General features: G+C 58.9%; 24 protein-coding genes. 10 read left to right on the top strand and 14 right to left on the bottom strand.

Annotation, left to right across the window (positions count from 1 at the left end; genetic code table 11):
* Nucleotides 1–54: 54 nt before the first annotated feature.
* Entirely contained in the window at nucleotides 55–813 is a 759-nt protein-coding gene (locus O4G22_RS04665) for a zinc metallopeptidase (protein WP_218823912.1), read from the top strand.
* Between the two features lie 334 nt (nucleotides 814–1,147).
* On the opposite strand, the gene O4G22_RS04660 is transcribed toward O4G22_RS04665, so the two are convergent.
* Together O4G22_RS04660 and O4G22_RS04655 are read right to left on the bottom strand one after the other, a co-directional pair.
* Entirely contained in the window at nucleotides 1,148–1,591 is a 444-nt protein-coding gene (locus tag O4G22_RS04660; protein ID WP_290489676.1) for a hypothetical protein, read from the bottom strand.
* Nucleotides 1,592–1,639: 48 nt separating this feature from the next.
* A complete protein-coding gene (locus O4G22_RS04655) occupies nucleotides 1,640–4,726 on the bottom strand; it encodes an autotransporter outer membrane beta-barrel domain-containing protein (protein ID WP_306702284.1) in 3,087 nt (1,028 codons plus the stop codon).
* Between the two features lie 594 nt (nucleotides 4,727–5,320).
* On the opposite strand from O4G22_RS04655, the gene O4G22_RS04650 reads away from it, so the two are divergent.
* Genes O4G22_RS04650 through O4G22_RS04635 form a run of 4 tightly spaced genes read left to right on the top strand, consistent with a single transcriptional unit; the run spans nucleotide 5,321 to nucleotide 9,504 of the window.
* A complete protein-coding gene (locus O4G22_RS04650) occupies nucleotides 5,321–6,322 on the top strand; it encodes a thiamine pyrophosphate-dependent dehydrogenase E1 component subunit alpha (protein ID WP_233465527.1) in 1,002 nt (333 codons plus the stop codon).
* A gap of 21 nt (nucleotides 6,323–6,343) precedes the next feature.
* On the top strand, nucleotides 6,344–7,318 hold the full coding sequence (locus O4G22_RS04645; RefSeq protein WP_022197235.1) for an alpha-ketoacid dehydrogenase subunit beta: 975 nt from the start codon (nucleotides 6,344–6,346) through the stop codon (nucleotides 7,316–7,318).
* An 18-nt stretch (nucleotides 7,319–7,336) separates the two neighbouring features.
* Nucleotides 7,337–8,611: a 2-oxo acid dehydrogenase subunit E2 gene (locus tag O4G22_RS04640; protein WP_022197234.1), complete on the top strand. Its 1,275-nt coding sequence runs from the start codon at nucleotides 7,337–7,339 to the stop codon at nucleotides 8,609–8,611.
* Between the two features lie 29 nt (nucleotides 8,612–8,640).
* Complete coding sequence (locus O4G22_RS04635; RefSeq protein ID WP_094136515.1) at nucleotides 8,641–9,504, top strand: LpxI family protein; 864 nt, start codon at nucleotides 8,641–8,643, stop codon at nucleotides 9,502–9,504.
* Between the two features lie 93 nt (nucleotides 9,505–9,597).
* Here O4G22_RS04635 and O4G22_RS04630 read toward each other — a convergent pair whose 3' ends face one another.
* The 6 genes from O4G22_RS04630 to O4G22_RS04605 all read right to left on the bottom strand — a co-directional run bounded on the left by O4G22_RS04630 (nucleotide 9,598) and on the right by O4G22_RS04605 (nucleotide 13,106).
* Nucleotides 9,598–9,765: a hypothetical protein gene (locus O4G22_RS04630; RefSeq protein ID WP_164907846.1), complete on the bottom strand. Its 168-nt coding sequence runs from the start codon at nucleotides 9,763–9,765 to the stop codon at nucleotides 9,598–9,600.
* A gap of 55 nt (nucleotides 9,766–9,820) precedes the next feature.
* The gene (locus O4G22_RS04625; protein ID WP_295980660.1) at nucleotides 9,821–10,150 is read right to left on the bottom strand and encodes a hypothetical protein; all 330 of its coding nucleotides are present in this window, start codon (nucleotides 10,148–10,150) and stop codon (nucleotides 9,821–9,823) included.
* Nucleotides 10,151–10,228: 78 nt separating this feature from the next.
* A complete protein-coding gene (locus tag O4G22_RS04620; RefSeq protein ID WP_022197230.1) occupies nucleotides 10,229–10,555 on the bottom strand; it encodes a hypothetical protein in 327 nt (108 codons plus the stop codon).
* Nucleotides 10,556–10,659: 104 nt separating this feature from the next.
* Nucleotides 10,660–11,364: an MmcQ/YjbR family DNA-binding protein gene (locus O4G22_RS04615; protein ID WP_297668510.1), complete on the bottom strand. Its 705-nt coding sequence runs from the start codon at nucleotides 11,362–11,364 to the stop codon at nucleotides 10,660–10,662.
* Nucleotides 11,365–11,511: 147 nt separating this feature from the next.
* The gene (locus tag O4G22_RS04610) at nucleotides 11,512–12,306 is read right to left on the bottom strand and encodes a WecB/TagA/CpsF family glycosyltransferase (protein ID WP_306702283.1); all 795 of its coding nucleotides are present in this window, start codon (nucleotides 12,304–12,306) and stop codon (nucleotides 11,512–11,514) included.
* 26 nt (nucleotides 12,307–12,332) lie between these two features.
* Nucleotides 12,333–13,106 (bottom strand): MBL fold metallo-hydrolase, encoded by a 774-nt coding sequence (locus O4G22_RS04605; protein ID WP_179218409.1) that lies wholly within the window; start codon nucleotides 13,104–13,106, stop codon nucleotides 12,333–12,335.
* 64 nt (nucleotides 13,107–13,170) lie between these two features.
* Here O4G22_RS04605 and recN point away from each other — a divergent pair, with 64 nt between their 5' ends.
* Entirely contained in the window at nucleotides 13,171–14,829 is a 1,659-nt protein-coding gene (gene recN / locus O4G22_RS04600; RefSeq protein WP_022197226.1) for a DNA repair protein RecN, read from the top strand.
* Between the two features lie 34 nt (nucleotides 14,830–14,863).
* Here the strand turns inward: recN and O4G22_RS04595 are convergent, their stop codons facing one another.
* Entirely contained in the window at nucleotides 14,864–17,113 is a 2,250-nt protein-coding gene (locus O4G22_RS04595) for a heavy metal translocating P-type ATPase (protein WP_306702282.1), read from the bottom strand.
* 173 nt (nucleotides 17,114–17,286) lie between these two features.
* Between O4G22_RS04595 and O4G22_RS04590 the strand changes: the two genes are divergently transcribed.
* Both O4G22_RS04590 and O4G22_RS04585 read left to right on the top strand, forming a co-directional pair.
* The gene (locus O4G22_RS04590) at nucleotides 17,287–18,006 is read left to right on the top strand and encodes a glycoside hydrolase family 16 protein (protein ID WP_306713953.1); all 720 of its coding nucleotides are present in this window, start codon (nucleotides 17,287–17,289) and stop codon (nucleotides 18,004–18,006) included.
* Entirely contained in the window at nucleotides 17,955–18,227 is a 273-nt protein-coding gene (locus tag O4G22_RS04585; protein ID WP_306713952.1) for a glycoside hydrolase family 16 protein, read from the top strand. The genes O4G22_RS04590 and O4G22_RS04585 overlap by 52 nt, the downstream gene beginning before the upstream one ends.
* Nucleotides 18,228–18,356: 129 nt before the next feature.
* Here the strand turns inward: O4G22_RS04585 and O4G22_RS04580 are convergent, their stop codons facing one another.
* The 4 genes from O4G22_RS04580 to O4G22_RS04565 all read right to left on the bottom strand — a co-directional run bounded on the left by O4G22_RS04580 (nucleotide 18,357) and on the right by O4G22_RS04565 (nucleotide 21,606).
* On the bottom strand, nucleotides 18,357–19,010 hold the full coding sequence (locus tag O4G22_RS04580) for a GDSL-type esterase/lipase family protein (protein WP_306702281.1): 654 nt from the start codon (nucleotides 19,008–19,010) through the stop codon (nucleotides 18,357–18,359).
* A gap of 163 nt (nucleotides 19,011–19,173) precedes the next feature.
* Nucleotides 19,174–19,740, bottom strand: coding sequence for an elongation factor P (gene efp / locus O4G22_RS04575; protein ID WP_012419922.1), 567 nt, complete (start codon nucleotides 19,738–19,740; stop codon nucleotides 19,174–19,176).
* 123 nt (nucleotides 19,741–19,863) lie between these two features.
* A complete protein-coding gene (locus O4G22_RS04570; RefSeq protein WP_094136526.1) occupies nucleotides 19,864–20,322 on the bottom strand; it encodes a hypothetical protein in 459 nt (152 codons plus the stop codon).
* Between the two features lie 27 nt (nucleotides 20,323–20,349).
* Nucleotides 20,350–21,606: an aspartate aminotransferase family protein gene (locus O4G22_RS04565; RefSeq protein ID WP_306702280.1), complete on the bottom strand. Its 1,257-nt coding sequence runs from the start codon at nucleotides 21,604–21,606 to the stop codon at nucleotides 20,350–20,352.
* 188 nt (nucleotides 21,607–21,794) lie between these two features.
* Between O4G22_RS04565 and mscL the strand changes: the two genes are divergently transcribed.
* Both mscL and O4G22_RS04555 read left to right on the top strand, forming a co-directional pair.
* Nucleotides 21,795–22,208, top strand: a complete 414-nt coding sequence (gene mscL / locus O4G22_RS04560) for a large conductance mechanosensitive channel protein MscL (protein ID WP_306702279.1) — start codon at nucleotides 21,795–21,797, stop codon at nucleotides 22,206–22,208.
* A gap of 89 nt (nucleotides 22,209–22,297) precedes the next feature.
* A complete protein-coding gene (locus tag O4G22_RS04555; protein ID WP_306702278.1) occupies nucleotides 22,298–23,443 on the top strand; it encodes an alkaline phosphatase in 1,146 nt (381 codons plus the stop codon).
* 8 nt (nucleotides 23,444–23,451) lie between these two features.
* Here O4G22_RS04555 and O4G22_RS04550 read toward each other — a convergent pair whose 3' ends face one another.
* Nucleotides 23,452–24,642, bottom strand: coding sequence for an MFS transporter (locus O4G22_RS04550; protein ID WP_306702277.1), 1,191 nt, complete (start codon nucleotides 24,640–24,642; stop codon nucleotides 23,452–23,454).
* Between the last annotated feature and the right edge of the window lie 50 nt (nucleotides 24,643–24,692).

Here is a 24,692-nt window from a genome sequence, read left to right as displayed (position 1 = left end):
GACACGGCGCCCTCTGGATTCAACAAAGCCTAGTGATATAAGGTCAAATTTGCAATGATTGAGCTATTCAATATCGATCTCCTTTCCTATACGGTGCAGACGGCGGAAACCGCGCCAACGCATTCCTATACCATTTACTGGCTGATTCTGCTGGGTTCCATGCTTCTGAGCTGGCTGGTCAGCGCGCGCATGAAGAGCCGCTTCAGCGAATATTCCCAGATTCCCATTCCCGTCACAGGGCGGGAGGTGGCGGAGCAGATGCTGAAGGACAACCATATTACGGACGTGAAAGTGATTTCCACGCCCGGCCATCTGACGGACCATTACAATCCGGCAAATAAAACCGTCAACCTGAGCGAGTCCGTTTACAATTCCAACAGCATCGCCGCCGCGGCCGTCGCCGCCCATGAAGTGGGGCATGCCGTGCAGCACGCCCAGGCTTACCACTGGCTGGGCCTGCGGTCCGCGCTGGTTCCCATCGTCCAGCTCTCCTCCAACCTGGTGGGCATGGTGCTGATGATCGGCATTGTGCTGCTGGCCATGGGCGGCTCTCCGTGGGTGCTGGGGCTGGGCATCGGTCTGTTTGCCGTGACCACGGTCTTCGCGTTCATCACGCTTCCCGTGGAATTTGACGCCTCCGCCAGGGCTTTGAAATGGCTGGACCGCTCCCGCCTGATGAATTATTTCGACCATGGAAAGGCCAAAAGCGCCCTGTTCTGGGCCGCCATGACTTACGTGGTAGGCGCGCTTTCCTCCCTGGCCATGCTGCTGTATTACGTGTTCATTTTCCTGAACGCCCGCGGCAGGGAATAATTCCGCGCCGCGCTGCGGAGGAAAAATCATCCTCTGGAAACCTGTCCGGGCTGCCTGGCCCGGCCGCCGGCCCACAGCCTCCACCTGGGCGCATGCCGCGCCGCGCACAGGGGAAATGGAAAAAACAAACGCCATCCGGTGCCGGCAAAACATCGTCATCGTGCCGACGATCGCCCGTCAATCAGAGGGGGCGCCTCCCGCGGCCTGCGCGGAAAACGCCCCCTCCTTACTTCCTTGATGACTTCAGGTATTACTGAAGAATTGTTCCCGGAAGCTCCGGGCCACGCCGGCATTCACCCGGCAGGACACGGAGTTCCCCTATGGGCAGAGCCGTTTAATGGTCAACGTAAAGGATCGTGCCGTCCGGAGTCAGCAGAACATCGTAATCGTCCAGATTGTCCACTACCTCCACCTTGTAACGGATGAGTTCTCCTTCCGTCACTTTGTCCGCCTCTCTGATTCTGCCGCCGGGGTACGGCTTCAAAGCGGCCGCGCGAACCGGCTCAGGAAGGGAAGATACCGCTATCTCTTCCTTCACCCGGATGATCTTTCCTTCAGGAGTCACTTTGACGTCAAATTCAAAACCGTTAATTTTGAACTCGGCTTCATAAAGTTTTCCTGACCCGCTGGCGTCCCATTCAATGAAGCCGGCCCTGGGCCAAGCGCCTTTAACGGCGGAGACGGCCGCGGCGGGTACGGAGGATTCCGGAATATCCGCCCATGATGAAGGAATGGCCAGCGCCATGACGGCAAATATCACTTTTTTGCGTATATTCATGCTGAAATAATAGGATGATGTTTATAGTTGAGTTCCTCGAAGAGCCTTCTAGAAACTCCTGGCCACGCCGGCATTGACGCGGTGGTACAGGGAGTTTCCTCTCGCTTCCAGGCTGTAGCCTCCGTACACGCTCCAGCGCTCATTGCACTGCAGGGACGTGTTGTACTCCGCGCGCAGGCCGTGCCGTTCCGGGCTCACCGCCCTCCCCCTCCAGCTCATGTCGCTGTACGGGCTGTACACCGTTCCTTCCGGCGCGTCCTGCAGGACGTCTCCCACGTAGGACACGCGCAGGGCCTGCGCCCACGGCCTTCCCTTCCATTCGTCCGTCCTGCCTATTTCCAGCCCCACGGGAATGGACAGGCGCTTCAGCGTCGCCCCTCCGAAATCACGGCCGTACCCTCCCTGTTCCCGGAAGGCGTCCTGCGTGCCGTGCGTGAATTCCACCCTCAGGAAGGGCGTCAGCCTCCACCCTCCGGCATAGTCCGCCGTCCGGGACACTTCCGCCTGCGCCAGCCACGTTTCGTTGTTCCATTTGGCTGTGGATGCCGGAGCTCCGCCCAGGCGGCTGTTCATTTTGTTGTGCGTCTCCGCCCACGTGAGGCTTCCCTTGAAGGTCCAGCGGGCGCGCCTGCTGCTTTCTTCCAGCAGACGGCCCCAGTACAGGGAGCCCATCCGGGTGTCCTGCGTGTTCCGGCCCTGGAAGTCCCGGCTTTTGGCATGCCCGTAGAGCTGGCCGAAGGCGATCCCCCAGATGCCGTTGTCATGGCCGAACCCGCTGTCCGCCCCCACGGAGTAGCCGCCTCCGTTGTAGTCGTAGCCGTCCACGCCTCCCCGGCTGCGCTGCCGGGCGAAGTCTCCCAGGCCCATGCCCCAGAGGTCGTGCGCATGCTTGTCGGCCAGGCGGAAGGCGTTCAGGCGGGAAAGGACATTGCCGCCCAGGGCCGCCGCGTTGGAGGCCGAGCTCCAGAGGGAGTTGAAGGCCAGCTCACCGGCCAGTTCCGGGTCAATGCTGCTGATGGGGGTTCCGTCCGCCTTCCAGACCAGCTGGAGCTGTTCGGCATAGCCGTCTCCGTCGGCGTCCGTCCACCGGTGGCTCCAGGTTCCCGTGTAGGAGTAGGGGGAGTCCACCCGGTCCGTTCCCGTGGCCTGGGAGACGACCCCGTCAAAGTTTCCCTGAAGGGTGTGTTCCGCGTCTGTCAGCACGTGGAAGACGCGGTCCTGTTTCCAGGAGCGGTCCGCGTAGAAGTACGGGGCGTTGGAGCCCGTGTCCGCCACGCCGATAAGGCCTCCGGCCGTGAAGGATTGAGCCGCGGAGAGCGTCAGGCCCGGGCCGAAGTCCGGCCCGGCCTGGAGCTGGTGGCGCATGTCGAAGGTGAAGCCGCGGGAGAAGTCGGCGGTGTTGGCGTTGATGAAGGCGCTGTCTCCGGGGCGCAGCACGGCGTCCCTGCCGGAGAGGGAGAAGGAGGTGGCGTTGGCCGTGCTTCCTCCGGTGATTTCCAGCGTGCCCTGCCGTACCGTCAGGGAGGAGCCTTGGTCGTTAATGATGTCCTCGATATTCCTGCCGAAGACGGCGTTGCCGCTCAGCAGGAGGGAGCCGCCATAGAGGGTGGTGTCGGCCACGAAGTTGTTGTACCGGCTGGCGGCGAGGTGGGCTTCATCCCCCTGGTAGAGTTCGCCGCTGAAGATGATGGTTCCGTTTGTGTCGTGAACCTTCCCTTCCTCATCCGTGTAACGGTTGAGCGTGAGAGTAAGTGGACGGTCGGAGTGTTCATTCCGGCTGGTAATCGGGTCGTTGAAGCGGATTTCACGCCCCTCTTCCGCGGCAAATGTCAGCGTAGGCACAGGAGCAACCTGTTCTGAAATAGTCAAGTAATCGGACATGGAAATAGCATTGGCGATGCCGTTTTTCACGGAGAAGCTGCCGTCGTCATGGCGGGTGAAAACACCCCCGGTCATGTTGCCGCTGAAAAGCACGTCCTTCGTCAGGGCGAAAAGGTCGAGTTTCCCTCCTAATTCTATGGCTCCTCCTGAGGTCTTGGCATAGTTGTTGATGAAAGTTGCCCCGTCGCTGAAAGAGATATCCGCGTCAGAGTAAATGACACCCCCAAGAGCATTGCCGGAATCACTGAATGCATAATTATTGATGAATGTAGCATTGGCTCCCATGGATATCGCCCCAGTATCTTTAACATTGTCGTACAATCCATACTTCCTGACCCACATCACACCACCAGTAGCACAGTCGGAGTTAGAAGAAACATAGTTGCCGATAAAAAGGGCATTCTCCCCTACAGTTATTGTACTTCCGCCCATGTCATCTAAAAATACTCCACCCCAGGAGTTTCGTGAATCCATGTCAACATAATTGCCGGAGAAGAGGGCGTTATCCCCTATGATGATACCTCCATTTCTGCACCAAATCGCACCTCCGCCATCTTTTTCAGTATCGTCCCTATTACCGGAGAATATGGCGTTATCTCCTATTGCGATTCTTGTATCACAAATCTTTATAGCACGATCATTATTGGAGAAAACTGTGTTATCTTCCAATGTCAGGGAGATAGCTCTTCTGAGGCTGGCATTGACGTCGTAAACGACATTTTCGGCATAGATGGCGGCTCTCCCAGAAGAATTCTTAAATTGAATATCGCCTATTATTTTTGTAGCAAGGGCGTACTCATCCATCTGTAGGCCACGACCATTACTCAGAATGATAGAATCCAGCATTAAAGTGCCAACTCCGTTCACGTCAAGAACTCCTGACATATCGGGATCTCCAGAAGAGTCGGGCCTAAAGGGATTGAAGTTGAATCTATATAAACAGTCCCCTCCCCCCAATTTTGCCAAATCGATGGTGCGGAAAGTATCCGGATCATTGGACCGGAAATTAACGGCTACCGTCAGACCGCCAGTCAGCGAGGAATCGTCATTGTGCAGAATGACGGTATCCCCGGAAGACAGCGTTCCGGAAGCAGCCAGTTCCTGAAGCGTGTTATACACATGCTGCCCCGGGTTGGTTGCCTGGGCGGCGTCCACCACGAATTCCGCCCCGGAAGCGGCAGTCGCCAGCGTTACGGAAAACAGAAGACGACCCAGCAGGAAGCGGCGCAACGGCAATGGAAGAATAAGTCTCATATCTTTTAAAAAGAATCATTAATATTGGAAGGCCCGCTAAATAGCGGATTTCGAATCCGCTGTCAATCCTATTATTTTAGTAGGATATGCATTTTTTGTGCCGTCATGGAAAACGCGTGTTCTGTGTGAATGAGAAATGTATTGATAATAAAAAAATTGCATTTGTCTCTCATGATCCTTCGGATACTGGCCGCCGCTGTTCTCCGGGGGTAACGCGCGCCTGCCGTTTCACTGAGGACATATTTTGGGATAAGCGGGATATTTTCTAAGACTTTTCCTGTCAAACCGCAGCGTGAACAGCGGATTCGAAATACGCATCGTCAATGCCCCTCATGCACGGCATGCGGGAACTCCTGCCGCAACAAGGCGGCAGGAGCCTTTCACGGCCCCTGCCATGGGGAAAATAAGCGCGCTCCGCCCCCCTGTTCCGGCGGCGTTCGCGAAAAGTTTTCCGCGGCGGGAACAGAAGACGCAAAAGCGCTTCCGGCGGCCCGGGACCGCCCTGCGGCGCGGCCCCGCTCCCGCGGACATAAAGTCTCAGGCAGTTTCATGAAATGGCATTGCATTTCCTTATGCAGCATATAGAATAATGGGGTGGCACATTGCGACACTACACAACCGGACTTAAAGGAAAATGCCGTCAGGGCTTTCAAGGCCATGTTGCTGGCGCGGGCCTTCGACACCAAAATTTCCAGCCTTTACAAAGCGGGCAAAATTACGGGGGGCGTTTATCTGGGCCGCGGGCATGAAGCGATTGCCGCGTGCGGAGGCGTCTTTCTGACTGCCGGCTACGATGTCATCGCCCCGTTCATCCGGGAACAGGCGGCACGCGTCGCCTGGGGGGAACCGATTATTGAAGCGGCGCGCGCCTACCTGGGTTCCGCCCTGGGATGCATGAAAGGGCGGGACGGCAATGTCCACCGGGGCCTGCCCGCGGAAGGCTATATGGCTCCCATCAGCCATCTGGGCAGCACGGTGGCTTTCGTCATCGGCTGCCTTTTCGCCAAGCGCCTGGACGGCAAACTGCCCGGCCCCGTGGGAGTGGCTTTCTGCGGAGACGGCACCACGTCCACAGGAGCTTTCCATGAAGCCGCCAATATGGCGAAGGTGGAGCGGCTGCCGCTGGTGCTCGTGGTGACCAATAATCAATTTGCCTACTCTACTCCCAATATCAGGGAATTCGGAGAAGCCTCCCTGGCGGACAGGGGCCGCGGCTACGGATTCACCGTGCATGAAACGGACGGCACGGACTTCATGGCCACGCTGGAAACCTTCCGGGCCGCCGTCAAGAACGCGAGGGAAGGCCGGGGGCCCCAGTGGGTGCTTGCCAAGACCCTCCGCATGTGCGGGCACGGGGAGCATGACGACGCCTCCTACATCCCCAGGGAGCTGAAAGAGGAATATGAAAAAAAAGACCCCGTGGCGGTCGCGGAACGGCAGCTGCTGGCAGCCGGCTGGCTCACGCCGGAAGAAACGGCGGCTCTGAAAAAACAGTATGCCGACGAAGTCCAGCTGGCCGTAGCCACCGCGCAGCGGGAACCGGAGCCGGACCCCTTCCGGGAAGACTGGAACGCCACGGTATGGAGACCTTATTAAGCCAGCAAACGGAAGATTCCCATGAGCGTAACATACATTGATGCCATCCACGACGCCCAGAAAGACCTGCTTACGGAAGACAGGGACGTCTTTCTGTACGGGCAGGACATAGGCGTTTTCGGCGGCGCTTTCAAAGCGACCAAGGGCCTCAAGGAGCTGTTCCCGGACCGGGTCATTGACTCCCCCATCAGTGAGGACGCCATGGCCGGCATGGTGACCGGGGCCGCCGTCATGGGCAAGAAGCCCATTATGGAAATACAGTTTGCCGATTTCAGCACGATCGCTTTCAACCAGATTGTCAACATGGCGGCCACCCATTACTACCGCACGGGCGTTCCCGCCAACATTACGGTGCGCCTGCCCTGCGGGGGAACCCCCGGCACCGGCCCTTTCCACAGCCAGAGCCTGGAGGCTTTGTTCGCCCATTATCCGGGCCTGCACGTCATGACTCCGGCCACGGTAGCGGATGCCTACTGGATGCTGCGCCAGGCCGTGGAAATTCCGGACCCCGTCATTTTTCTGGAACACAAATTCCTGTACCGCTGGCTGAAGGCGGAGGACAACTACCGGGAAGCCCCGGCCATCCCGTTCGGCATGGCCAGGATCGCCCGCACGGGGAAGCACGCCACCGTGGTGGCGTACAGCGCCATGGTGCCGGAAGCCGTGCGCGCGGCAGACCTGCTTGAAAAGGAAAGCGGCTATGAAGTGGAGGTCGTGGATCTCCGGACGGTGCGCCCGCTGGACATGGATACCGTCATCGCCTCCGTAGCGCGCACCGGCCGCGTCCTGGTCGTCGGGGAAGACTTTCCGTGGGGCGGCGTCACGGCGGAGGTTGTTTCGCGCATTGTCGCGGAAGGCTTCCACCTGCTGGACGCTCCGCCCCAGAGGCTCAACGCGCGGGATACCCCCATCCCCCAGCACCCCAACCTCTGGAAGGCGCACCGCCCCACGCTGGAATCCATCGCCGCCTCCATCCGCCATCTTTTATCCATTTGATTCAACCCAGTTTCCATCATGCCTAAAGTACCCATTCTGATGCCCCAGCTCGGGGATTCCATTGCGGAAGCCACCGTGCTGCGCCTGCTGGCGGCCCAGGGCGATACCGTAGAAGCCGACCAGGAAATCTTTGAGGTAGAAACCAACAAGGCCACCATGGGGGTCACCACCATGTGCGGCGGCATCCTGAGCGATGTGTTCATCAAGGAAGGGGAATCCGTCGTGGTCGGCGCCTGCATGGCCATGATTGAGGCCACGGAAGAGGAAATTGAGCGTTCCGGAGCGACTCCGGCCGGAGACTCCACCCAGCCGTCCCTTCCAGCCAGTCCGGAATCCGTTCCCCAGGCCGCGCCCTCCGCCCCTCCCCGGGAGGAACAACCCGCGGGCGTCCATTTCGGAGTGACGGGGGAATCCTACCAGGAAAACGGCACGGACCTGAAAGTCCAGCCCAGCGTGCGCGGCCTTCCCGTACCCGCCGGCATGAAGGGCGCGCATTACATGTCCCCCCGGATGAAGGCGCGCATGGATGAATTGGGCATGAGAGCCTCCGACATCGCTTTCATCTCCGGTTCCGGGGCGGGCGGGCGCGTCACCATTGACGACCTGGAGGAATTCCTGGAATATGTCAGCCAATGGCCGAACCGCAAGGCCTCATCCATGCGGCTGGCCGTGGCGGACGCCATGCGCCGCAGCTGGACGCGTCCCCTGGCCTCCGCCGGGCGCCCCGTATTCATGGATCCTCTCATCAAGCACAGGCAAAATTCCCCGCTGCGGCCCGGCATCACCCTGTACTTTGCCCGCGCCCTGGCCCTGGCCCTGGCGGAAAGCCCGGAATGCGCCGGCTACCTGGTGGGGGAAAACATTCTTTCTCCCAAAACGATTGACATCGGCATCGCCGCCCAGGTGGCGGACGGCGTCATGGTTCCCGTGCTGCGCCGCGTGAACGAACGGACGATGGAAGAACTGCTGGAAGACTATAACAGGCTGATTGCCCAGGCGCGCCGCCGCAGGCTGGCGCCGGAAGACAGCACGGGGGGCATCGCCACGGTCACCAACTTCGGCGGCTTCGGCCTCACTTTTGCCGCGCCCATGCCCATGCCCAGCGAATCCATTATCCTGGGGGTGGGAGCCGTCACCAAAACCCCGGTCTGGAGTGACGAAGTGGAGGCGTTCATTCCCATCTCCAAGGCCAACATCGTGGCTACGGGAGACCACCGCGTGGTGGACGGAGCGGACATCGGACGCCTGCTCAAGCGCGTGGCGGAATTGCTCCAGCGCCCGGAATACCTGTAACCAGCACCGTTCCCCCAGCTTCACGCCGCATGACAACAGACCCGCCCGTATTAGGCCTGGTAGCCGGAGACGGCGTTTATCCGGAATATATTGTCCGGGGCGCACGCCGCCGGACGCCGGAATTGCGTATCGTGGCCGTAGGGTTCAAGGGGGAAACCAACCCCGCCGTCATCCCCCTGTGCGACGCTTACCAGGAATTCAGCGTGGGCCAGATAAGCAAGCCGTTTTCCTTCCTGAAAAAGCACGGCGTCAGGAACGTCATCATGGCCGGCGGCATCAATCCGAAGAACATTCTCTCCCTCCGCCCGGATCTCCGCGCCCTTTCCGTATTGATGCGCATGCCGGAAAAGAATGCGGACTCCCTGCTTGGGGCCGTCATCACGGAAGCGGAAAAGGAAGGGTTCACCATCCTCCCGGCCTCCACCTACATGGAGGAGCACATGCCGCAGCCGGGGCATATCGCCGGACCGCTTCCCACGCCTGAACAATGGGAGGATGCCCGCTTCGGCATGCAGGTGGCCAAGGAAATCAGCCGCCTCCACATCGGGCAGTCCGTTATCGTGCACGGCGGCACCGTCATCGCCGTGGAAGCGATTGAAGGCACCAACAACTGCATACGGCGCGGCGGGAAACTGGGCAACGGCAAACCGGCCACGCTGGCCAAAGTGGCCCGTCTGGGGCACGACATGCGTTTTGACATCCCCACCGTCGGCCCCGTCACCATTGAAACGTGCGCGGAATGCGGCGTCAGGCAGATCGCCCTGGAAGCGGGCAAGACTATTTTGCTGGAACGCGGCCGGGTGGCGGAATTATGCAAAAGGCATAAAATCAGCCTGCATGCCCTCCAAACCGTGGAACAGGACAGCCCTCCCCCGGAAGACCGGCCTGCATAAAAAATCCCCTCGCCCGGAAATCCGGACAAGGGGAGACCATTCCCGCATACGGGAGGAGGAATGGGAAACGGCTTGCTTCAACCGCCGCCGGGACTAAGAATTCTTATCCTTGTCCATCATGGATTTGGCCTTGTCGCGCACGCTCTCAGCCATGTCCTTGACGGCTTCCTTGCCTTTTTCGCAGGCCTCCTTCATCTTGTGCTTGCCTTCCTCCATTTTTCCGGAAGCGGCATTGTTCGCACATCCGCAGCCTTTATTCATATGATCTTTGGATTCGCACATAATAAGCAAATATTTTTATTGTCGATCATTTGAATTAACCGTTTTTCACGGCGTCACCTACGGCCTCGGCCTTATCGGCAGCCCTGTCCGCCGCATGGTCAACGGCGTCCCGGGTGTCCTGATAAGCATCCCTGGCGGCTTCCTTGCCCTTCTCGTAAGCGTCCTTGGCAGCCTGCTTGCCTTCCTTCATTTTTTCGGAGGCGGCGTCTTTGGCGGCCTTGGCGCCTTCTTTCATGTGCTCTTTGGCTTCAGCCATATCCTTGTCTCCCTTGGAGCAGGAGCCGCTGCCGCAGGCTCCCTGGGCCAGGGCTACCACCGGAATCGCAACGGCCGCTGCCGCTATCATATAGATCAATTTTTTCATGATGTTATTCTATTTGGTTTCATTCCAATAGACTCTTTTTTCATGAAAAACCATGAATCCGGCAGTGTCATTCTGCGTTCACTCCCTCAAGTTAAAAGCCAGAACCGCCGCAGCGGCAACGCAATCCCGGCATGGCACGGCCCCCTCTTTTTTCAATTCCCTGCAATAGGAATAACCCAGCTTTTCCACAAACCGCCGCCTCAGCTCCTCCCTGGATTCCACGGGCGTACAGAGCAGCGCCCCGTAAAGCGCGCCGCACAGGCCGTCCGGAGCCTTTCCGGTACCGCAAGCGGAGACGGTTTCCAGCAAATCCTCCCTGCCCAGAGCCGCGCAGACAGCCTGGGCGCAGTTGTGGCGCCAGGGCGCCGTGCGGAAGGTGGACAGAGCTTTTTCCTCTATGTTCATGCCTTTACTGTAGGCTCCTTCTCTTTCCGGGTCAAGACCCCCTTCCCGGCCATCCGGCCAGAAGGGGGAAAGCGGTTCCTCCCGGCATCCCGCCCCGGAGGAACTTACTTTCCGGCAAGCCTCCGGCTGGTTTCCAGGCGCGCAGCCAGTTCCTCAAAGGGAACAGTTCCATCCAGGCAAAAGCTCACCCAGTTTTTCTTATTCATATGGTAGGCCGGAAAACGGCTGCGATGATCCACAAGCCCCCCGGATTCACCGGGACAAACCCGCAGGTTCAACACCTCAACCCGTTCCCGTGAACTTCCCCCCAGCTTCAACCGCGGCACAGCCAGAAAAGCGGCGTACCATTTCTCCGTATCCTTCCGGCGCACTACTGCGTTCCCCGGAAACTTCCTCCACAGGAATTCCAGTTCCTCCCCGTAAGCTTTCCGGATGTGCGCGATGAGACTCCGGGCAGGAGCCGCCTTGAAAAAATCAGGTTCAAAGCAGCATTCCGCCACATGCCACAATTCTTCTTCATATTCCCTGCGGAGCGTTCCTGTCCGCAACCTGTCCTCCGTTGCCGGGGCGGCATGCCGGATATTTTTCCCGTCCTCCTCATGCACCGTTGCATGAACGGAACCGTCCGCGTGTATTTCCAATTCCATGCAAAGCTGCCCGTTCAGCAATGCCGCCCTGTGCAGAAAACCGTTTTCCACCCGAACGCAACCGAAGGAAAGCAGCTTTTCCATGCACGGCTTCCTGTCCCTGAAAACGCGTTCCACAGCTTTTTCATACCAGCTTTTCCGGGGAATACGGCGAAAGAACATAAGAAAAACAGGGTTAAAGACGAAAAAGGGAAGGCTCCCTCCGTTGCCGTTCAGATTCAGACGGAATCATGATAAAACCGCACGAAAACGGCACAAGGATAAAATACCCTGCGGCGCAGCTCCGGGACGCGCGCCGGAAAAACGGCTTCATCTGCCCGTCAGCACATACCACACGAACAGGCTGTTGTGCTTCACGTACCGCCTGAGGAGCCTTCCCGGCTCCCGGTAAATGCGGTACAGCCATTCCAGGCCGTTCTTCTGCATCCACCGCGGGGCCCGTTTCACCGTACCGGCATGAAAAGCGAACGCCGCCCCTACGCCCACATAAACCGCGGGGGGCAGCAACTCCCTCTGCTCCGCCATCCACCGTTCCTGTTTCGGGCAGCCCAGCCCCACCCATACCACATTGGCCCCGCTTGAAGCGACCGCCTTCCGCATGTGTGCCAGATCTTCTTCCGTCCAAGGCCGGAACGGAGGGGAATAAGCGCCGGCCAGTTGAAAACCGGGGTATTTTTCCTTTAATGCCCCAGACAGGGCTTTCAGCAGCTTTTCATCCCCGCCCAGCAAAAAATGGCGCAAGCCCGGATACTGCACATTCAAACGCACCAGCGCTTCCATCAGATCCGGCCCGCTCACGCGGCAGGCTTCCCTTTCCCCGGGGGAAAGGCCCCTGTTCAGCTTCCACACCACCGGCATACCGTCCGGGCAAATCACATCCATCCGTTCCAGCATGTTCCCGTAGTCCCGGTCATGCACGCCGCGGGTCACCACATGGACGTCCGCCGCGGCCACCAGAAACGGAGCTTCCGCCTCCAGCGCGCGTTCCGCCAGCGCGGCGGACATCTCTTCCACGGAACTGACGGCTACGGAAAAGCCGAATACGTTTCTGGTTTCGGACGGTATCCGCGCTCCGGGGCGGTCAGAATTGTCTGGAATAGTCATGGCCTGATGAACATGCAGCGTGAGCATTACGGCAGGGACAGCCTCAGCCCGTCGTACGCGGGCATGACGTTCTCCGGCAGCTTGCCGGAAAGAATCCCGTAATCCATATCATGGGACAGGTGGGTCAGCACGGCGCGGCGAGGCCGGACGGCGGCAATGGCAGCCAACGTTTCCTCCAGGCACATGTGCGTGGGATGCAGATGATAACGCAGCCCGTCAATAATCAGCAGATCCACTCCTTTCATCCTCTCCAGGGACGGTTCCGGGATGCTTTTCACATCCGGCATGTAAACCAGGCTCCGGCCTTCCGCCTCCAGGAGATAGGCATATGTCTCCACCCCGGCATGGAGCACCGGAAGGGGCGTCGCCAGCACGTTACCCACACGGAACGGAGCCGTCACCTCATGAGGCTCCGGCCTGACGTAGCCGCTCCGCCCCGGTTTGGGAACGAACGCCCAGCCGTACATGGTCCGCAGAGCGTCCACCGTCATGGGGGAAGCATACATGGGCAGGCCGCCGGACCGGCGCCAGCAGAAGGCGCGCAAATCATCAAAACCTCCCACGTGATCCACATGGGCATGCGTATAAAGGACGGCGTCCACGTCCGTGATATGTTCCCGCAGGGCCTGCTGCCGCAAATCCGGGGAGGAATCCAGCAGGAGGCGGGCGCCCGCGGCCTCCACATAAACAGAAGAACGCAACCGCCTGTTTCTGGGGTCCGGAGACGTGCAGACCGCGCAGGAGCAGCCTATCTGCGGCACTCCGGTGGACGTTCCTGTGCCCAAAAAGAGAATGTTCATCACAGAGGTCATGATTGCGTTTAGAGCAAATGATGCCATAATGCATTCAAAATCCAAAGCCCGAATGCTTACATTGCTGAAAATTAAAAACCTGGCCCTCGTGGACCAGCTGCTCTGGGAACCCAGTTCCGGATTCATCTGCATCACGGGGGAAACGGGGGCGGGGAAATCCGTCATCATTGGAGCCATACGCCTGGCGCTGGGAGAGCGGGCGGACAAAACGCTTATCCGCTCCGGGGAACAGCAATGCAGCGTGGAAGCTGTGTTCCATCTGCCGGAATCCTCCCCTGTGCACGCCATTCTGAACGAGCATGGCGTCCCGCCCTGCGAAGACGGCAACCTGATCATCAAGCGCCTCATTTCCTCCACGGCCAACCGCCAGTTTCTGAACGACAGCCCGTGTACTCTGAACCTGCTGCGGGAAGCGGGGGCCTGCTTGGTGGACATGCACGGCCCCAGCGACCACCGCTCCCTGGTCTCCCAGGAAAGGCAGCTTTCCCTGCTGGACGCCTTTGGAGAGCACGCCCCCCTGATGCACGCCTATTCGGACGCCTGGAGGCAATGGCAGGATGCGCGCCGGGCCTACGATGACCTGGAACATGCGGAAGCGGCCACCGCGCGGGAAATAGAACTGCTGCGCCACCAGGTGGATGAAATAGATTCCGCCGCCTTCACTCCGGAGGAAGTGCTCACGCTGGAAGAGCGCTGGCAGCGCGCCCGCAACGGCACCCGGCTCCGGGAACAGGTCTCCAAAATGCTTTCCATGCTGGAGGAAACGGATGTGCCCGGCCTGGGGACCCAATTAAGGGAACTGACACGGGCGGCCCATGAGCTGGAACGCATGGACGCTTCCACCGCCGCGTGGCTGGCCCCGCTGGCGGAAGTGAATTTGGAACTCAAGGAAATCGAGGGACGCCTGGCGGATTATTCCGCCGAACTGGACTGCGACCCCCGGGAGCTTTTCCAGCTGGAGGAACGCATCAACCTGCTGGAATCACTGAAAATGAAATACGGCCCTTCCTTTGAGGACGTCTGCTCCCGGAGGGAGGAGGCGGCCGGCCGCCTGGACCGCATGGAACACCGCACGGAACGCCTGGAAGAGCTGAGGGCCTCCATCGCCGTTTTGCGCAAGCAGATGGACGCCGCCGGGCAGGCCCTGACCAAAGCGCGCCAGGACTCCGCTCCCAGGCTGGCGGCCTCCATCGTCAGGCACTCCCGGGAGCTGGGATTCCGCCAGGCCGTCTTTGAAGTGAGCCTCTCCCCCCTTCAGGAACCGGGCTCACAGGGAATGGAAACGGTGGAATTCCTGTTTGGCCCCAATCCCGGGGAACCCTCCAAGCCTCTCCGCCTGATTGCCTCCAGCGGGGAACTGGCGCGCATCATGCTGGCGATTAAAAGCGCCCTGGCCCACAAGGATTCCACCCCCCTGCTGGTGTTTGACGAAATAGACGCCAACGTGGGCGGAGAAGTGGCGCGGGCCGTGGGATTCAAGATGCAGCAGCTCGGTAACAGACACCAGGTGATCTCCATCACGCACTTCCCGCAGGTGGCGGCCCTGGCTTCCCATCATTACCTGGTTCAGAAAGCTTCCGCGGGCAACCGCACCATCTCCTGCCTGCGGGAGGTGAGCCATGAAGAGCGGGTGGATGAACTGGTCCGCATGCTGGGCGGCGGCGGAGACCACGCACGCACGCTGGCCCAGGCCCTGCTGCAACCCTCATGAACAGGAAACCGCCGGAGGGGAGGGGAGAACTGCCCTATTTCCCCAGGCGCGGGTTGAACCTGCGCAGCCTCAGGGAGTTGAATACCACGCACAGGGAACTCAAACTCATCGCGCCGGCGGCAAGCATGGGATTCAGCGTAAGGCCGAAGGCGGGATATAAACACCCGGCGGCCAGCGGAATGCCGATGATGTTGTAAAAGAAAGCCCAGAAGAGATTCTGCCTGATGATGAGCAGCGTGGCGCGGCCCAGCTGGAGGGCTTCCGCCACGCCAGCGGGGTTGCTTTTCATCAGCACGATGTCGGAGGATTCCATCGCCAGCTCCGTTCCGGACTTCATGGAAATGCCCACCCGGGCGCAGGCCAGCGCCGGGGCGTCGTTCACGCCGTCCCCCACCATCGCCACCTTGTCCCCGCGTTCCTCCATCTTCATCACATGGGAGGCTTTTTCATCAGGAAGCACGTCGGAAACCACCTCGTCAATGCGGAGTTCTCCGGCCATATGCCGCGCCGTGGCGGCGTTGTCCCCCGTCAGCATGACGACGCGCAGGTTCATCCGCTTCAGACTGTCCACCGCCGCGCGACTGTCCGGTTTCAGGGAATCCGCCACCATGATGACGCCGGCGGGGCTGCCCCCCCGGCCCACATACAGCGGGGACGCGCCCTGCCGCATGAATTCCCGCAGGCGGCTTTCATCCTCCTTCCAGAAGATTCCCCTATCCCGCATGAATCCGGAATTGCCCACCGCGTAAGGCGCCCCGTCCACCGTTCCGGCAATGCCGCGGCCAGGAACCACGGACAAATCCGCCACGGCGCGGACGGGCAAATTCAGAAGCCTGGCATGTTCATAAACAGCCTTTCCCACCGGATGTTCCGAACCCTGTTCCAAAGCCGCCGCCATTTCCACCAGCGCGTCCGCATCCATGCCTTCCTCCGGCAGCACGGCCATTACCCGCGGCTCCCCTTCCGTCAGGGTGCCCGTCTTGTCAAAAACAACGGTATCCACGCGGCTCAGGGCTTCCAGAGCTCCGGCGGACTTGCACAGAATGCCCAGCCGCGCACCCCTGCCCGTCCCCACCATAATGGCGATGGGCGTGGCGAGCCCCAGGACGCAGGGGCAGGAAATCACCAGCACCGCAATGGCCCTGGCGAGGGCGAAGGAAAACCCCTCCCCGGCGGCCATCCACCCAACCAGCGACACCAGGGCAACGGCAATGACCGCAGGGACAAAGAAATAGCATACCCGGTCCGCCAGACGCGCAATGGGCGCCTTGGACTGGCCGGCCTGCTCCACCAGGCGGATCATGCGGGCCAGCGTGGAATCCCCGCCCACGCGTTCCGCGCGGATTTTGAGATACCCGGCCCGGTTGAACGTTCCGCTGATTACCCGGTCCCCCGCCGTCCTGTCCACAGGCATGCTTTCCCCCGTCAGGTCCGATTCATCCAGAGCCGCCTGCCCCTCTTCAATCATGCCGTCCACCGGAATCCGCTGCCCGGTTTTCACCACCACCAGGTCCCCGGAACGAATTTCTTCCAGCGGAACGGCGCGCTCCGCGCCGCCGTTCCATACCAGCGCCTCCTGGGGAACCAGCTTCACCAGCCCTTTTACGGCAGCATTCGTTTTCCGGCAAGAGCGGCGTTCAAGGTATTTCCCCAGGGAAATCAGGGTGACGATCATGGCCGCAGATTCAAAATACAGCTCCATTCCATCCACACTGAACCCCTGCCACATCCCCGCAACCAACAAATACAGCCCATACAGAAAAGCGGAGCCGGAACCGATGGCGATCAGGGAATCCATATTGGGAGACAGCGCAACAAGCTGCCGCACGCCGTTTATCAAATAATGCCGGTTCAACCACAGGACGGCGCCCGTCAAAATACACTGCGTCCACCAATTCATCCAGAGGCCCCAACTTCCTCCCGGAACGGGCCAGTTCCACATGGGGCCCATGGACAAATACATCAAAGGGACCAGCAGCAGAATGGACCAGACGAGGCGGGAGCCGCCCGTTTCCTCCTGTTCCTGACTCTCCTCTTTCTGCGCTCCGGCAAGCGGCTGCTCCTTCCAATCCGCCACGCGGAAGCCGGCTTTCTCTACCACCGGAGCTATCCGCTCCATGGCGGGGGAATCAGCCTTTTCAAACAAAACGGTCATCCGCCCCGTCAGCAAATTCAGCTCGACGCGCTCCACCCCCTCCAGTCCCTCCACGGCGCGTTCCACCTTGGCGGCACACCCGGCGCAATGCATGCCGGAAACAAGATAGTTCTTTTCTTCCATTGTCATTAAAACGGAGTGTCTGATGTTCCGGGTCCAGATAAGGCCCCATACTGTTAGTTGGCTCTAACACATCTATTCCGTTTCTCAAGCCGCTTTCGCGGCTTCAACCCTTTCTGATAAAAAATGACAAAAAAACGCCCGCAGCCCCGTACCAGTAACAAACACCTTTATTTTCCACCATGAACATGCCTCCTTTATTCAAAGTCCTGGCCAGCGCGGCCTTGTTGTCCACCCCCCTCCACGCCCAGCTTTACACCCTCCACGGAGACGGCGTCAAAAAAACGGAGAGAGTCGTGGAAAAAGCGGATTATTCCGATTACGAACTTGTCTGGCACGACGAATTCGACAAAGACGGCCGTCCGGACCCCGCCAAATGGAATTATGAACACGGTTTCGTCCGCAACAAGGAAGCGCAATGGTACCAGCCGGAAAACGCCTGTTGCAAAGACGGCATGCTGATTATTGAAGGCAGGAAGGAAAAACATGCCAATCCCCATTACGATCCGGCGGGGAAAAACTGGCAGACGACGCGGAAGGAGGCGGAATACACCTCTGCCTCCCTGACGACGCGCGGCAAATTTTCCTGGTTGTACGGGCGGTTTGAAATCCGGGCCAGATTCAGCCCGCGGGAAGGCATGTGGCCTGCTTTCTGGACCCTGGGCGTCAAGGAAAAGTGGCCCATGTGCGGGGAAATAGATATCATGGAGTATTACCAGTCCACCTATCTGGCCAATCTCTGCTGGGGTTCCCCAAAAAACACGTGGGCAAATGGAGCACCACTTACACGCCGCTCAAATGGCTTCAGGAAAAACACGCGGACTGGGCGGACAGCTTCCATGTCTTCCGTATGGACTGGGACGAACAGGAAGTGCGCCTGTATGCGGACGATATTCTGCTGAACCGGACTCCCCTGGATAATATCGTCAATGCTTCTTACAAGGAAATCGCCAACCCCTTCCGTCAGCCGCACTACATCATCCTGAACCTGGCCCTGGGCGCCACCGGCGGAGATCTGGGCAAACTGCCGCTTCCCCAGAAATATGAAATAGACTACGTTCGCATTTACCAGAAAAAGGACTCCCCCCATAAGGGAACCATTCCATACCGGACGGAAAAGTAACCGTCCTTTTCCGGAAACGGGAACAAGAGCAGGAATTGCGGCGCATGGGATAGCCGGAGCAAAAATACTCCCACAGGCATGATGCCTCTATCCCTCGGTTCCCATCCTTCGGGAACGGGAGGCCGGCCGTTATTCTTTAGCTTTCCCCTTGAGAACCAGAAGAACATGTTCCGCCATAAGGGCGTGGCCCTCTGCGTTAGGATGCACGCCATCCGCCAGCAGGCTTTCACGGCCCTGCATCACCTTGTTGAGATCAATCACTTTGGATCCGGTGCTTTTCGCCGCCTGCCTGATAAGAGGAATAACCTCCTTTTCAATGCATTCCCTGCTGATTCCCCCGGCCCTGGCTTCCTGTGACGGGACAGGAAGCAGGCAGTACACTTTCAGCCTGGGGTTCCGCTTCCGGAATTCTGCGATGACTTCCTTATAATTGCTTACAAAATCTTCCTTGTGGCTCCAATTCACTTTTTTGCTGTCATTGGTGCCCAACCCCACCAATAAAATGTCAGGTTGGAACGCCAAAGCATCACGATAAGCCTTTTCCCGCGTAATAGGACGATCCCCCTTGAACAGCAGACAACGGGCCGATACGCCGAAGTTGCCCACCTCCGCCTTCTTGCCCAGAGCCTCCGCCGCACGGGACACCCAGCACTCTTCTTTCCTGACTCCCAGCCCGGCAGTAATGCTGTCTCCCAGACAGGCCAGCTTTACAGCGGAAAAGCCGTCCGCCGGCAGAAAAACGGCCAGAAGCCCCATCCACAACAAAACAATAAGATTTTTCATGGCGAAAAATAATCTGATGGAAATGGCTTACTGGAAACGCCTCTGAAAGTAAAGCCTTCACTCCGGACCGCCCGCTGGTCTTTTCCTGCGGAATTCCGGCATGAAAAAAGCCCCATCCGGACAAACCGGACGGGGCCCTTCAAATAACGGAAAGAGGGACGGATCAGTTTACGCGGCCCAGATAGGAACCGTCTTCCGTTTTTACGGAAATCTTTTCACCGGGCTTGATGAACAGGGGCACCTGCACCACCAGTCCGGTGGTCATTGTGGCGGATTTGTAAACATTGTTCGCGCTGTCACCCTTGACGCCTTCAGGAGCTTCCGCCACTTCCATGGTGATGGCGGCGGGGAGTTCCACGGAAACGACCGTTTCATCCGTGAAAAGCAGGATGTAGATATTGCCTTCCATCAGATAATCCTTGACGGGTTCCACGATTTCCGGAGACACGGTGATGTCTTCGTATGTATCCGGATTCATGAAGTGATAACCCATGCCGTCAATGTAGCTGAACTCATATTCCTCACGGGCGAGGTTGACGCCTTCCAGGGATTCATTGGAAGTCAGGCGAAGGTTATATACCTTTTTAGTGGAAATGCTGCGGATGCTCATTTGCACATAGGAAGCCATGCGGGGGGGGCACTTGTGCTCCATGCTGACTACAACGCAAACGTCATTGTTGTAATTGACCGCGTGTCCCTTGCGAAGATTGATTACGGGTACTTTTGCCATGCGGCCCGTACCATACCATGTTTTCCCCTCCCGTCAAGGCGAAAAAAACGGGCAACCCCTTGAGGCGCTTGGGGAAAACGCTCCTGAACAGGGAAGCGGGGAAGAAAGGGAAAACGGCCATTCCTACCGGCTGAGGTCCTGCTGGAACAGGACTTTGATGCCGCTGGAATTCAGCACGGTGCGCCCGAAGTTGAGATCCTCCACGTGAAGAGCCACCAGAGACCCGCGCCTCACGCAAGGCAGCAGGGGATAGAGAAAGTTGACGTTCATTTCCGCGGCGTACAGCGCATCCAGGCATTTTTTGAGGTCTGCGGGGCCATGGCGGAGCACCGCCACCAGCACCCCGGATTCCGTATAGCAAATACCCTTCTCCAGAAAAATTTCAGACGTCCGTTCCGGATCGCTGACAATCAGGCGCGCAATGGTCGCCTCATGGCAGTCCTGCATGCTGAATCCCAGGCAGAAAATGCCGTGCATGTCCAGCAGGCCGAGGAGGGCGGTCAGGGCCCCCACCCGGTTCTGGAGCATGATGGAATATTGCTTTATCGTGCTGCCGGGGGCTTTAATGGCTTCTTCCTTCATAACAATAAAGCAAATAGGGGCGGCGTTCTATTTGGCGTACGTTTTAAGCACGCGCCTGATGATGGCCAGAGCCTGCTGGATTTCCTCTTCACTTACGTTCAGCGGCGGCAGCAGACGGACGGTTTCCGGCCCGGCGGGAACGGAAAGCAGCCCTTCCTGCCGCAGGGCCTCCACCACTACGGAGGCAATCGTCTTGCCCTCCGGCGCGGCCACCATTTCCGGGTTCAGGCCAATGCCCAGCAGCAGGCCCAGCCCACGCACGCCCTGGACAACAGGCAGGTTCCAGGATTCTATTTCCTTGCGAATTGCCGCGCCCAAGCGCCGCGCCCTCTCCGGGAGTCCCTGGGAAACAACCTCCCGCAGCACGGCCAGGCCTACCGCAGTGCCGAGCGGATTGCCTCCATACGTGGAGCCATGGGAACCGGGGTCCATGATGGAGGAAAGCTCCGTACCCTGGCCGTCAATGGCGCGGCCGGAAATCCAGAAGCCGCCGATGGGGAACCCGCCGCCGAGAGCCTTGGCCCAGGAAACGCCGTCCGGCTCCACGTCCGAAGCCACGGCGCGCCATCCCATGATGTCGCCGCAGCGGCCAAAGCCGCACTGCACTTCATCCATCAACAGCAGAAGATCGTGCTCCCTGCACAACTGCGCCAGTCCGCGCAGAAATTCCGGGGTCACGCAGTTGACCCCTCCTTCTCCCTGGACGGTCTCCAGCATGAAGGCCACCGTTTCCGGCCTGATGGCTTCGCGGGCCGTTTCCAGATCGTTGAAAGGCAAATGGCGGAATCCCGGCAGCATGGGGTCAAAGCCGATTTTGATTTTATCCTGCCCCGTGGCGGACATGCTGCCCAGCGTCCTTCCGTGGAAGGATTTGTTGAACGTGAGCACCTCATAACGGGGCTTGCCGTCCGGCTGGGGCTTGCGGTGCCCGTAACGGCGAGCTACTTTGATTAAACCGTCATTGGATTCCGCACCGCTGTTGGAGAAAAAGATTTTCCCCGGACGCTCCACGCATTTGGTCACGATGAATTCCGCCAGATCCGCCTGCTGGGGGATCTGGTACAGGTTGGAGCAATGTACCAGGGTGGCGGCCTGCTTCTGCAGGGCCTGCGTCACCGCAGGGTGGCAGTGCCCGAGCACGCAGGTCGCAATGCCGGCACAGAAGTCCAGATAGCACTTCCCCGTGCTGTCCCACAGTCGGGAGCCTTCCCCGCGGACGGCAGCCATGGGATAACGGCTATAGGAATGGAGTACGTACTGGTTGAGCTTTTCTTCTGTGTTCATAAGTTAAGGTAATATGGGCGTAGTTTGCGCTTCTGGCCCCGTCTGTAAATGATTTTTTTGGGAGCCACGTCATGATTCCCGCATTTTATCCCGGAAGACGGTCATATCTTTGTCCGGCGACCATTCATTTTTCTTTTCTTTTATCATTTTAAAGGCAGAATAATCACCGCAACCAGTAATAATTCACTATGGCTCATTTTTTCAACCTCAAAGGCTTTCTGGAAGAATTCAAGGCATTCGCCCTTAAAGGGAACGTTATTGACCTGGCGGTGGCTGTCGTCATCGGCGGCGCATTCAATAAAATCGTCTCCGTCTTCGTCTCCAGCATTATCACCCCCATCATCGGTTACCTTACTTCCGGAGTCAACCTGGCATACCTGGTGCTGAAACTGGGCGATGTGGAATTAAAATACGGTGAATTGCTCCAGGCGACCATTGACTTCCTCATCATCGCCTTCTCCGTCTTTGTAGCCATCAAGCTGATCGGAGCCCTGAGGCGCAAGAGCGAAGAAGCTCCGGCCGCCCCTGCTCCCAAGCCGGATGACGTCATCCTTCTGGAACAGATCCGGGACATCCTGCAAAAACAGGCGGACGCCAAATAAGTTCTTTTGAACGGTTCATGCCGGTTCCATGCGGGACCGGCATGTTTTTTCCTCTTTACTTGTTCCGCCGCAGACGGGAAAGTGATTGCATGACTTCTCCGCTGCGCCTTTTAGCCTTTGCCCTCTTTCTTGCCCCGTCCCTGCTTCCGGCGGCGGAAAACCAGCGCTTCATTCTGGAACGCCCCTATCCGGTGACGGAAATCCCGGAACCTGACCGCAGCCTTCCCGTCACCAACGTAATTCTGATGATTGGGGACGGAATGGGCATTCATCACCTTTCTGCGGCATGGGCGGCCAACAGAGGCCGCCTGTTTATTGAAAACTGTCCTGTTACGGGCATTTCCAAAACATGGTGCGCGGACAAGCTGGTCACGGACTCCGCCGCTGCGGGCACCGCCATGGCGACAGGAACCAAGACGCTTTACCATCGGGTCGCCGTATGCCCCAGGGGCAACAAGCTGGATTCCCTGGTGGACAAGGCTGCGGACATGGGCAAATCCACCGGCGTCATCGCCACCTGCGAGCTGAATGACGCCACCCCGGCATCTTTCTGCGCCAATAATGAAAAAAGATCGGATGCTTACGGCATCATCGGGGATTACCCCCATTCCCGCGCCGATTTCATCTTTGGCGGCGGCGGCAAATACTTCACGCAGAGGCCGGACGGCAGGGATATTTTCCAGGAGATGCAGGCGCAGGGCTACCGTGTCGCCCGCTCCTGGGAAGAAGCCGGAGCCTTGCCTTCCGGAAAAACGCTGGTTGTCGCCGCTCCGGGTAATCTTCCCCCTCCCTCCAAACGGGGCGACGTTTTCCGCCAGGCCGCAGTGAAAGCCCTGGATACCCTTTCCCGAAATCCCAACGGATTTTTCCTGATGATTGAAGGGTCCAACATTGACAAGGCGGCCCACAGCAACAATCTGGAAGAAATGATGGACGAGCTCCTTGATTTTGACCGGACTGCGGGAGCCGTGCTTGACTGGGCCTCCAAACACCCCGGCACCCTGGTCGTCATCACGGCGGACCATAATACGGGCGCGTTCGCTCTCACGGGCGGCAGCCGGGAACAGGGGGAAATAACGGGCCGGTTCGGTTCCGGCAGTCATGACGGCGTGGCTGTTCCGGTGTATGCCTTCGGCGCGGGAAGCGGCGCCTTCACCGGCATTTATGAAAATACGGATATCTTCAACAAGATTATGAACGCCCTTAAAAAAGGTGCGGACAAACCCGTGCGTTAGGCGCCCGGTCAAGGCTGCGGCCTGTCCATTCGCCGCGCCACCAGCCCGGCCCCGACGGTAGCCGCACCGCCTATCAGGAACACCGCTTGCGGGCCGCCCGTATTCATCCAGATCACGCCGCCCAGCACGCCGTAAGCGATAGAAACCACATGATTGATGGCCAGCCCGGTGTAAATGCTTGGCGTAATGTCCTCCGGCTTCTCGCAGATGCGGGCCACGTAGGTGCTCCGGGCCATGCCCAGCGCAAACAGCAGGTTGTCCAGGACAAAGCAGGCGGTCACTACCCCCACGGCCCAATGCAGGGGCAGCAGTTCCGGAGCGAAGGCGTATGCCAGGCACAGGAGGGACAGCGCCACGCTGTCGAAAATCGTCACCTTCCGTTCCCCGTAGCGCTTGATGCTCCAGCCGATCAGGGGTTGAGTGACCAGCCCGATGACGCCGGCCATGAGCAGGGTTTTTCCGATATATCCGGGAGACTGGCCCAGCGTGCTGACCATCAGCCAGAAACCGAAGGTCAGATAAAGCTGCTTGCGGATGCCGTGCAGAATTTCCAATCCATAATAAACGGCATATCTGCGCTTGAAGACGAAACATTGCCTCCATCCGCGCCGTTGCGGGAAGACGGGCGTCTTCACCCGGCTCAGAAACAGGGATGCCAGCAGGCACACGCCCCCCGTGACGAAAAAGTCCACGGCAAAAGATTGATTGAATTTCCACTTGATCCACACGCACAGCGCGCCCAGCAGCGCGGCGGCCGTTCCCAGAGCCTTCATCTGGCCGAGCCGCAGGCTGCGGTTTTCCGGCCTCGCCGTATGGATGACAATGGTGTCAATCATGCCCATCAGGATATGCTGACCCAGGCTCACCGTCAAAATCCACGCAGACAAAGTCCACAGGCTGGTTCCGGCGCCGCAGAAAGCCAGCGCGTACATGCCGCCGAACATCAGCAGGCACGCCACCCCGGCCATGCGGACCTCATTAAACATGAAAAGCAGGCTGACCACAAAAAGAGACAGGATGCCGGGCAATTCCCGGGGGAATTCAATCAGTCCGCGCATCTCCACGTCAAGATGCTGGGCATCACGCAGGAAATTGCTGAAAATGAGATCATACACACCGCTTCCGAACTGGCCCAGAAAAAGCGCCAGCAGCACAAATACCATCGTCTTCCTGATGCGGGGGGAAGCGGCTTCATTCATAGCGCGGGAATACTCTCACAGGCGCCCGGGCGGAACAACCGCTATTTTCA

The organism is Akkermansia muciniphila, from assembly GCF_030848305.1.
In the GTDB taxonomy this organism is placed as follows: Bacteria; Verrucomicrobiota; Verrucomicrobiia; order Verrucomicrobiales; family Akkermansiaceae; genus Akkermansia; species Akkermansia muciniphila_A.
The sequence above is the reverse complement of the archived record's forward strand: the minus strand, read 5'-3'. Positions and strand labels throughout refer to the sequence as shown.

Excerpts from the sequence above, each read along its gene's own strand:
- O4G22_RS04665 (WP_218823912.1), top strand. The coding sequence starts at position 55 with ATGATTGAGCTATTCAATATCGATCTCCTTTCCTATACGGTGCAGACG.
- O4G22_RS04660 (WP_290489676.1), bottom strand. The coding sequence starts at position 1,591 with ATGAATATACGCAAAAAAGTGATATTTGCCGTCATGGCGCTGGCCATT.
- O4G22_RS04655 (WP_306702284.1), bottom strand. The coding sequence starts at position 4,726 with ATGAGACTTATTCTTCCATTGCCGTTGCGCCGCTTCCTGCTGGGTCGT.
- O4G22_RS04645 (WP_022197235.1), top strand. The coding sequence starts at position 6,344 with ATGAGCGTAACATACATTGATGCCATCCACGACGCCCAGAAAGACCTG.
- O4G22_RS04640 (WP_022197234.1), top strand. The coding sequence starts at position 7,337 with ATGCCTAAAGTACCCATTCTGATGCCCCAGCTCGGGGATTCCATTGCG.
- O4G22_RS04635 (WP_094136515.1), top strand. The coding sequence starts at position 8,641 with ATGACAACAGACCCGCCCGTATTAGGCCTGGTAGCCGGAGACGGCGTT.
- O4G22_RS04630 (WP_164907846.1), bottom strand. The coding sequence starts at position 9,765 with ATGAATAAAGGCTGCGGATGTGCGAACAATGCCGCTTCCGGAAAAATG.
- O4G22_RS04625 (WP_295980660.1), bottom strand. The coding sequence starts at position 10,150 with ATGAAAAAATTGATCTATATGATAGCGGCAGCGGCCGTTGCGATTCCG.
- O4G22_RS04620 (WP_022197230.1), bottom strand. The coding sequence starts at position 10,555 with ATGAACATAGAGGAAAAAGCTCTGTCCACCTTCCGCACGGCGCCCTGG.
- O4G22_RS04615 (WP_297668510.1), bottom strand. The coding sequence starts at position 11,364 with ATGTTCTTTCGCCGTATTCCCCGGAAAAGCTGGTATGAAAAAGCTGTG.
- O4G22_RS04610 (WP_306702283.1), bottom strand. The coding sequence starts at position 12,306 with ATGACTATTCCAGACAATTCTGACCGCCCCGGAGCGCGGATACCGTCC.
- O4G22_RS04605 (WP_179218409.1), bottom strand. The coding sequence starts at position 13,106 with ATGAACATTCTCTTTTTGGGCACAGGAACGTCCACCGGAGTGCCGCAG.
- recN (WP_022197226.1), top strand. The coding sequence starts at position 13,171 with ATGCTTACATTGCTGAAAATTAAAAACCTGGCCCTCGTGGACCAGCTG.
- O4G22_RS04595 (WP_306702282.1), bottom strand. The coding sequence starts at position 17,113 with ATGACAATGGAAGAAAAGAACTATCTTGTTTCCGGCATGCATTGCGCC.
- O4G22_RS04590 (WP_306713953.1), top strand. The coding sequence starts at position 17,287 with ATGAACATGCCTCCTTTATTCAAAGTCCTGGCCAGCGCGGCCTTGTTG.
- O4G22_RS04585 (WP_306713952.1), top strand. The coding sequence starts at position 17,955 with ATGGACTGGGACGAACAGGAAGTGCGCCTGTATGCGGACGATATTCTG.
- O4G22_RS04580 (WP_306702281.1), bottom strand. The coding sequence starts at position 19,010 with ATGAAAAATCTTATTGTTTTGTTGTGGATGGGGCTTCTGGCCGTTTTT.
- efp (WP_012419922.1), bottom strand. The coding sequence starts at position 19,740 with ATGGCAAAAGTACCCGTAATCAATCTTCGCAAGGGACACGCGGTCAAT.
- O4G22_RS04570 (WP_094136526.1), bottom strand. The coding sequence starts at position 20,322 with ATGAAGGAAGAAGCCATTAAAGCCCCCGGCAGCACGATAAAGCAATAT.
- O4G22_RS04565 (WP_306702280.1), bottom strand. The coding sequence starts at position 21,606 with ATGAACACAGAAGAAAAGCTCAACCAGTACGTACTCCATTCCTATAGC.
- mscL (WP_306702279.1), top strand. The coding sequence starts at position 21,795 with ATGGCTCATTTTTTCAACCTCAAAGGCTTTCTGGAAGAATTCAAGGCA.
- O4G22_RS04555 (WP_306702278.1), top strand. The coding sequence starts at position 22,298 with ATGACTTCTCCGCTGCGCCTTTTAGCCTTTGCCCTCTTTCTTGCCCCG.
- O4G22_RS04550 (WP_306702277.1), bottom strand. The coding sequence starts at position 24,642 with ATGAATGAAGCCGCTTCCCCCCGCATCAGGAAGACGATGGTATTTGTG.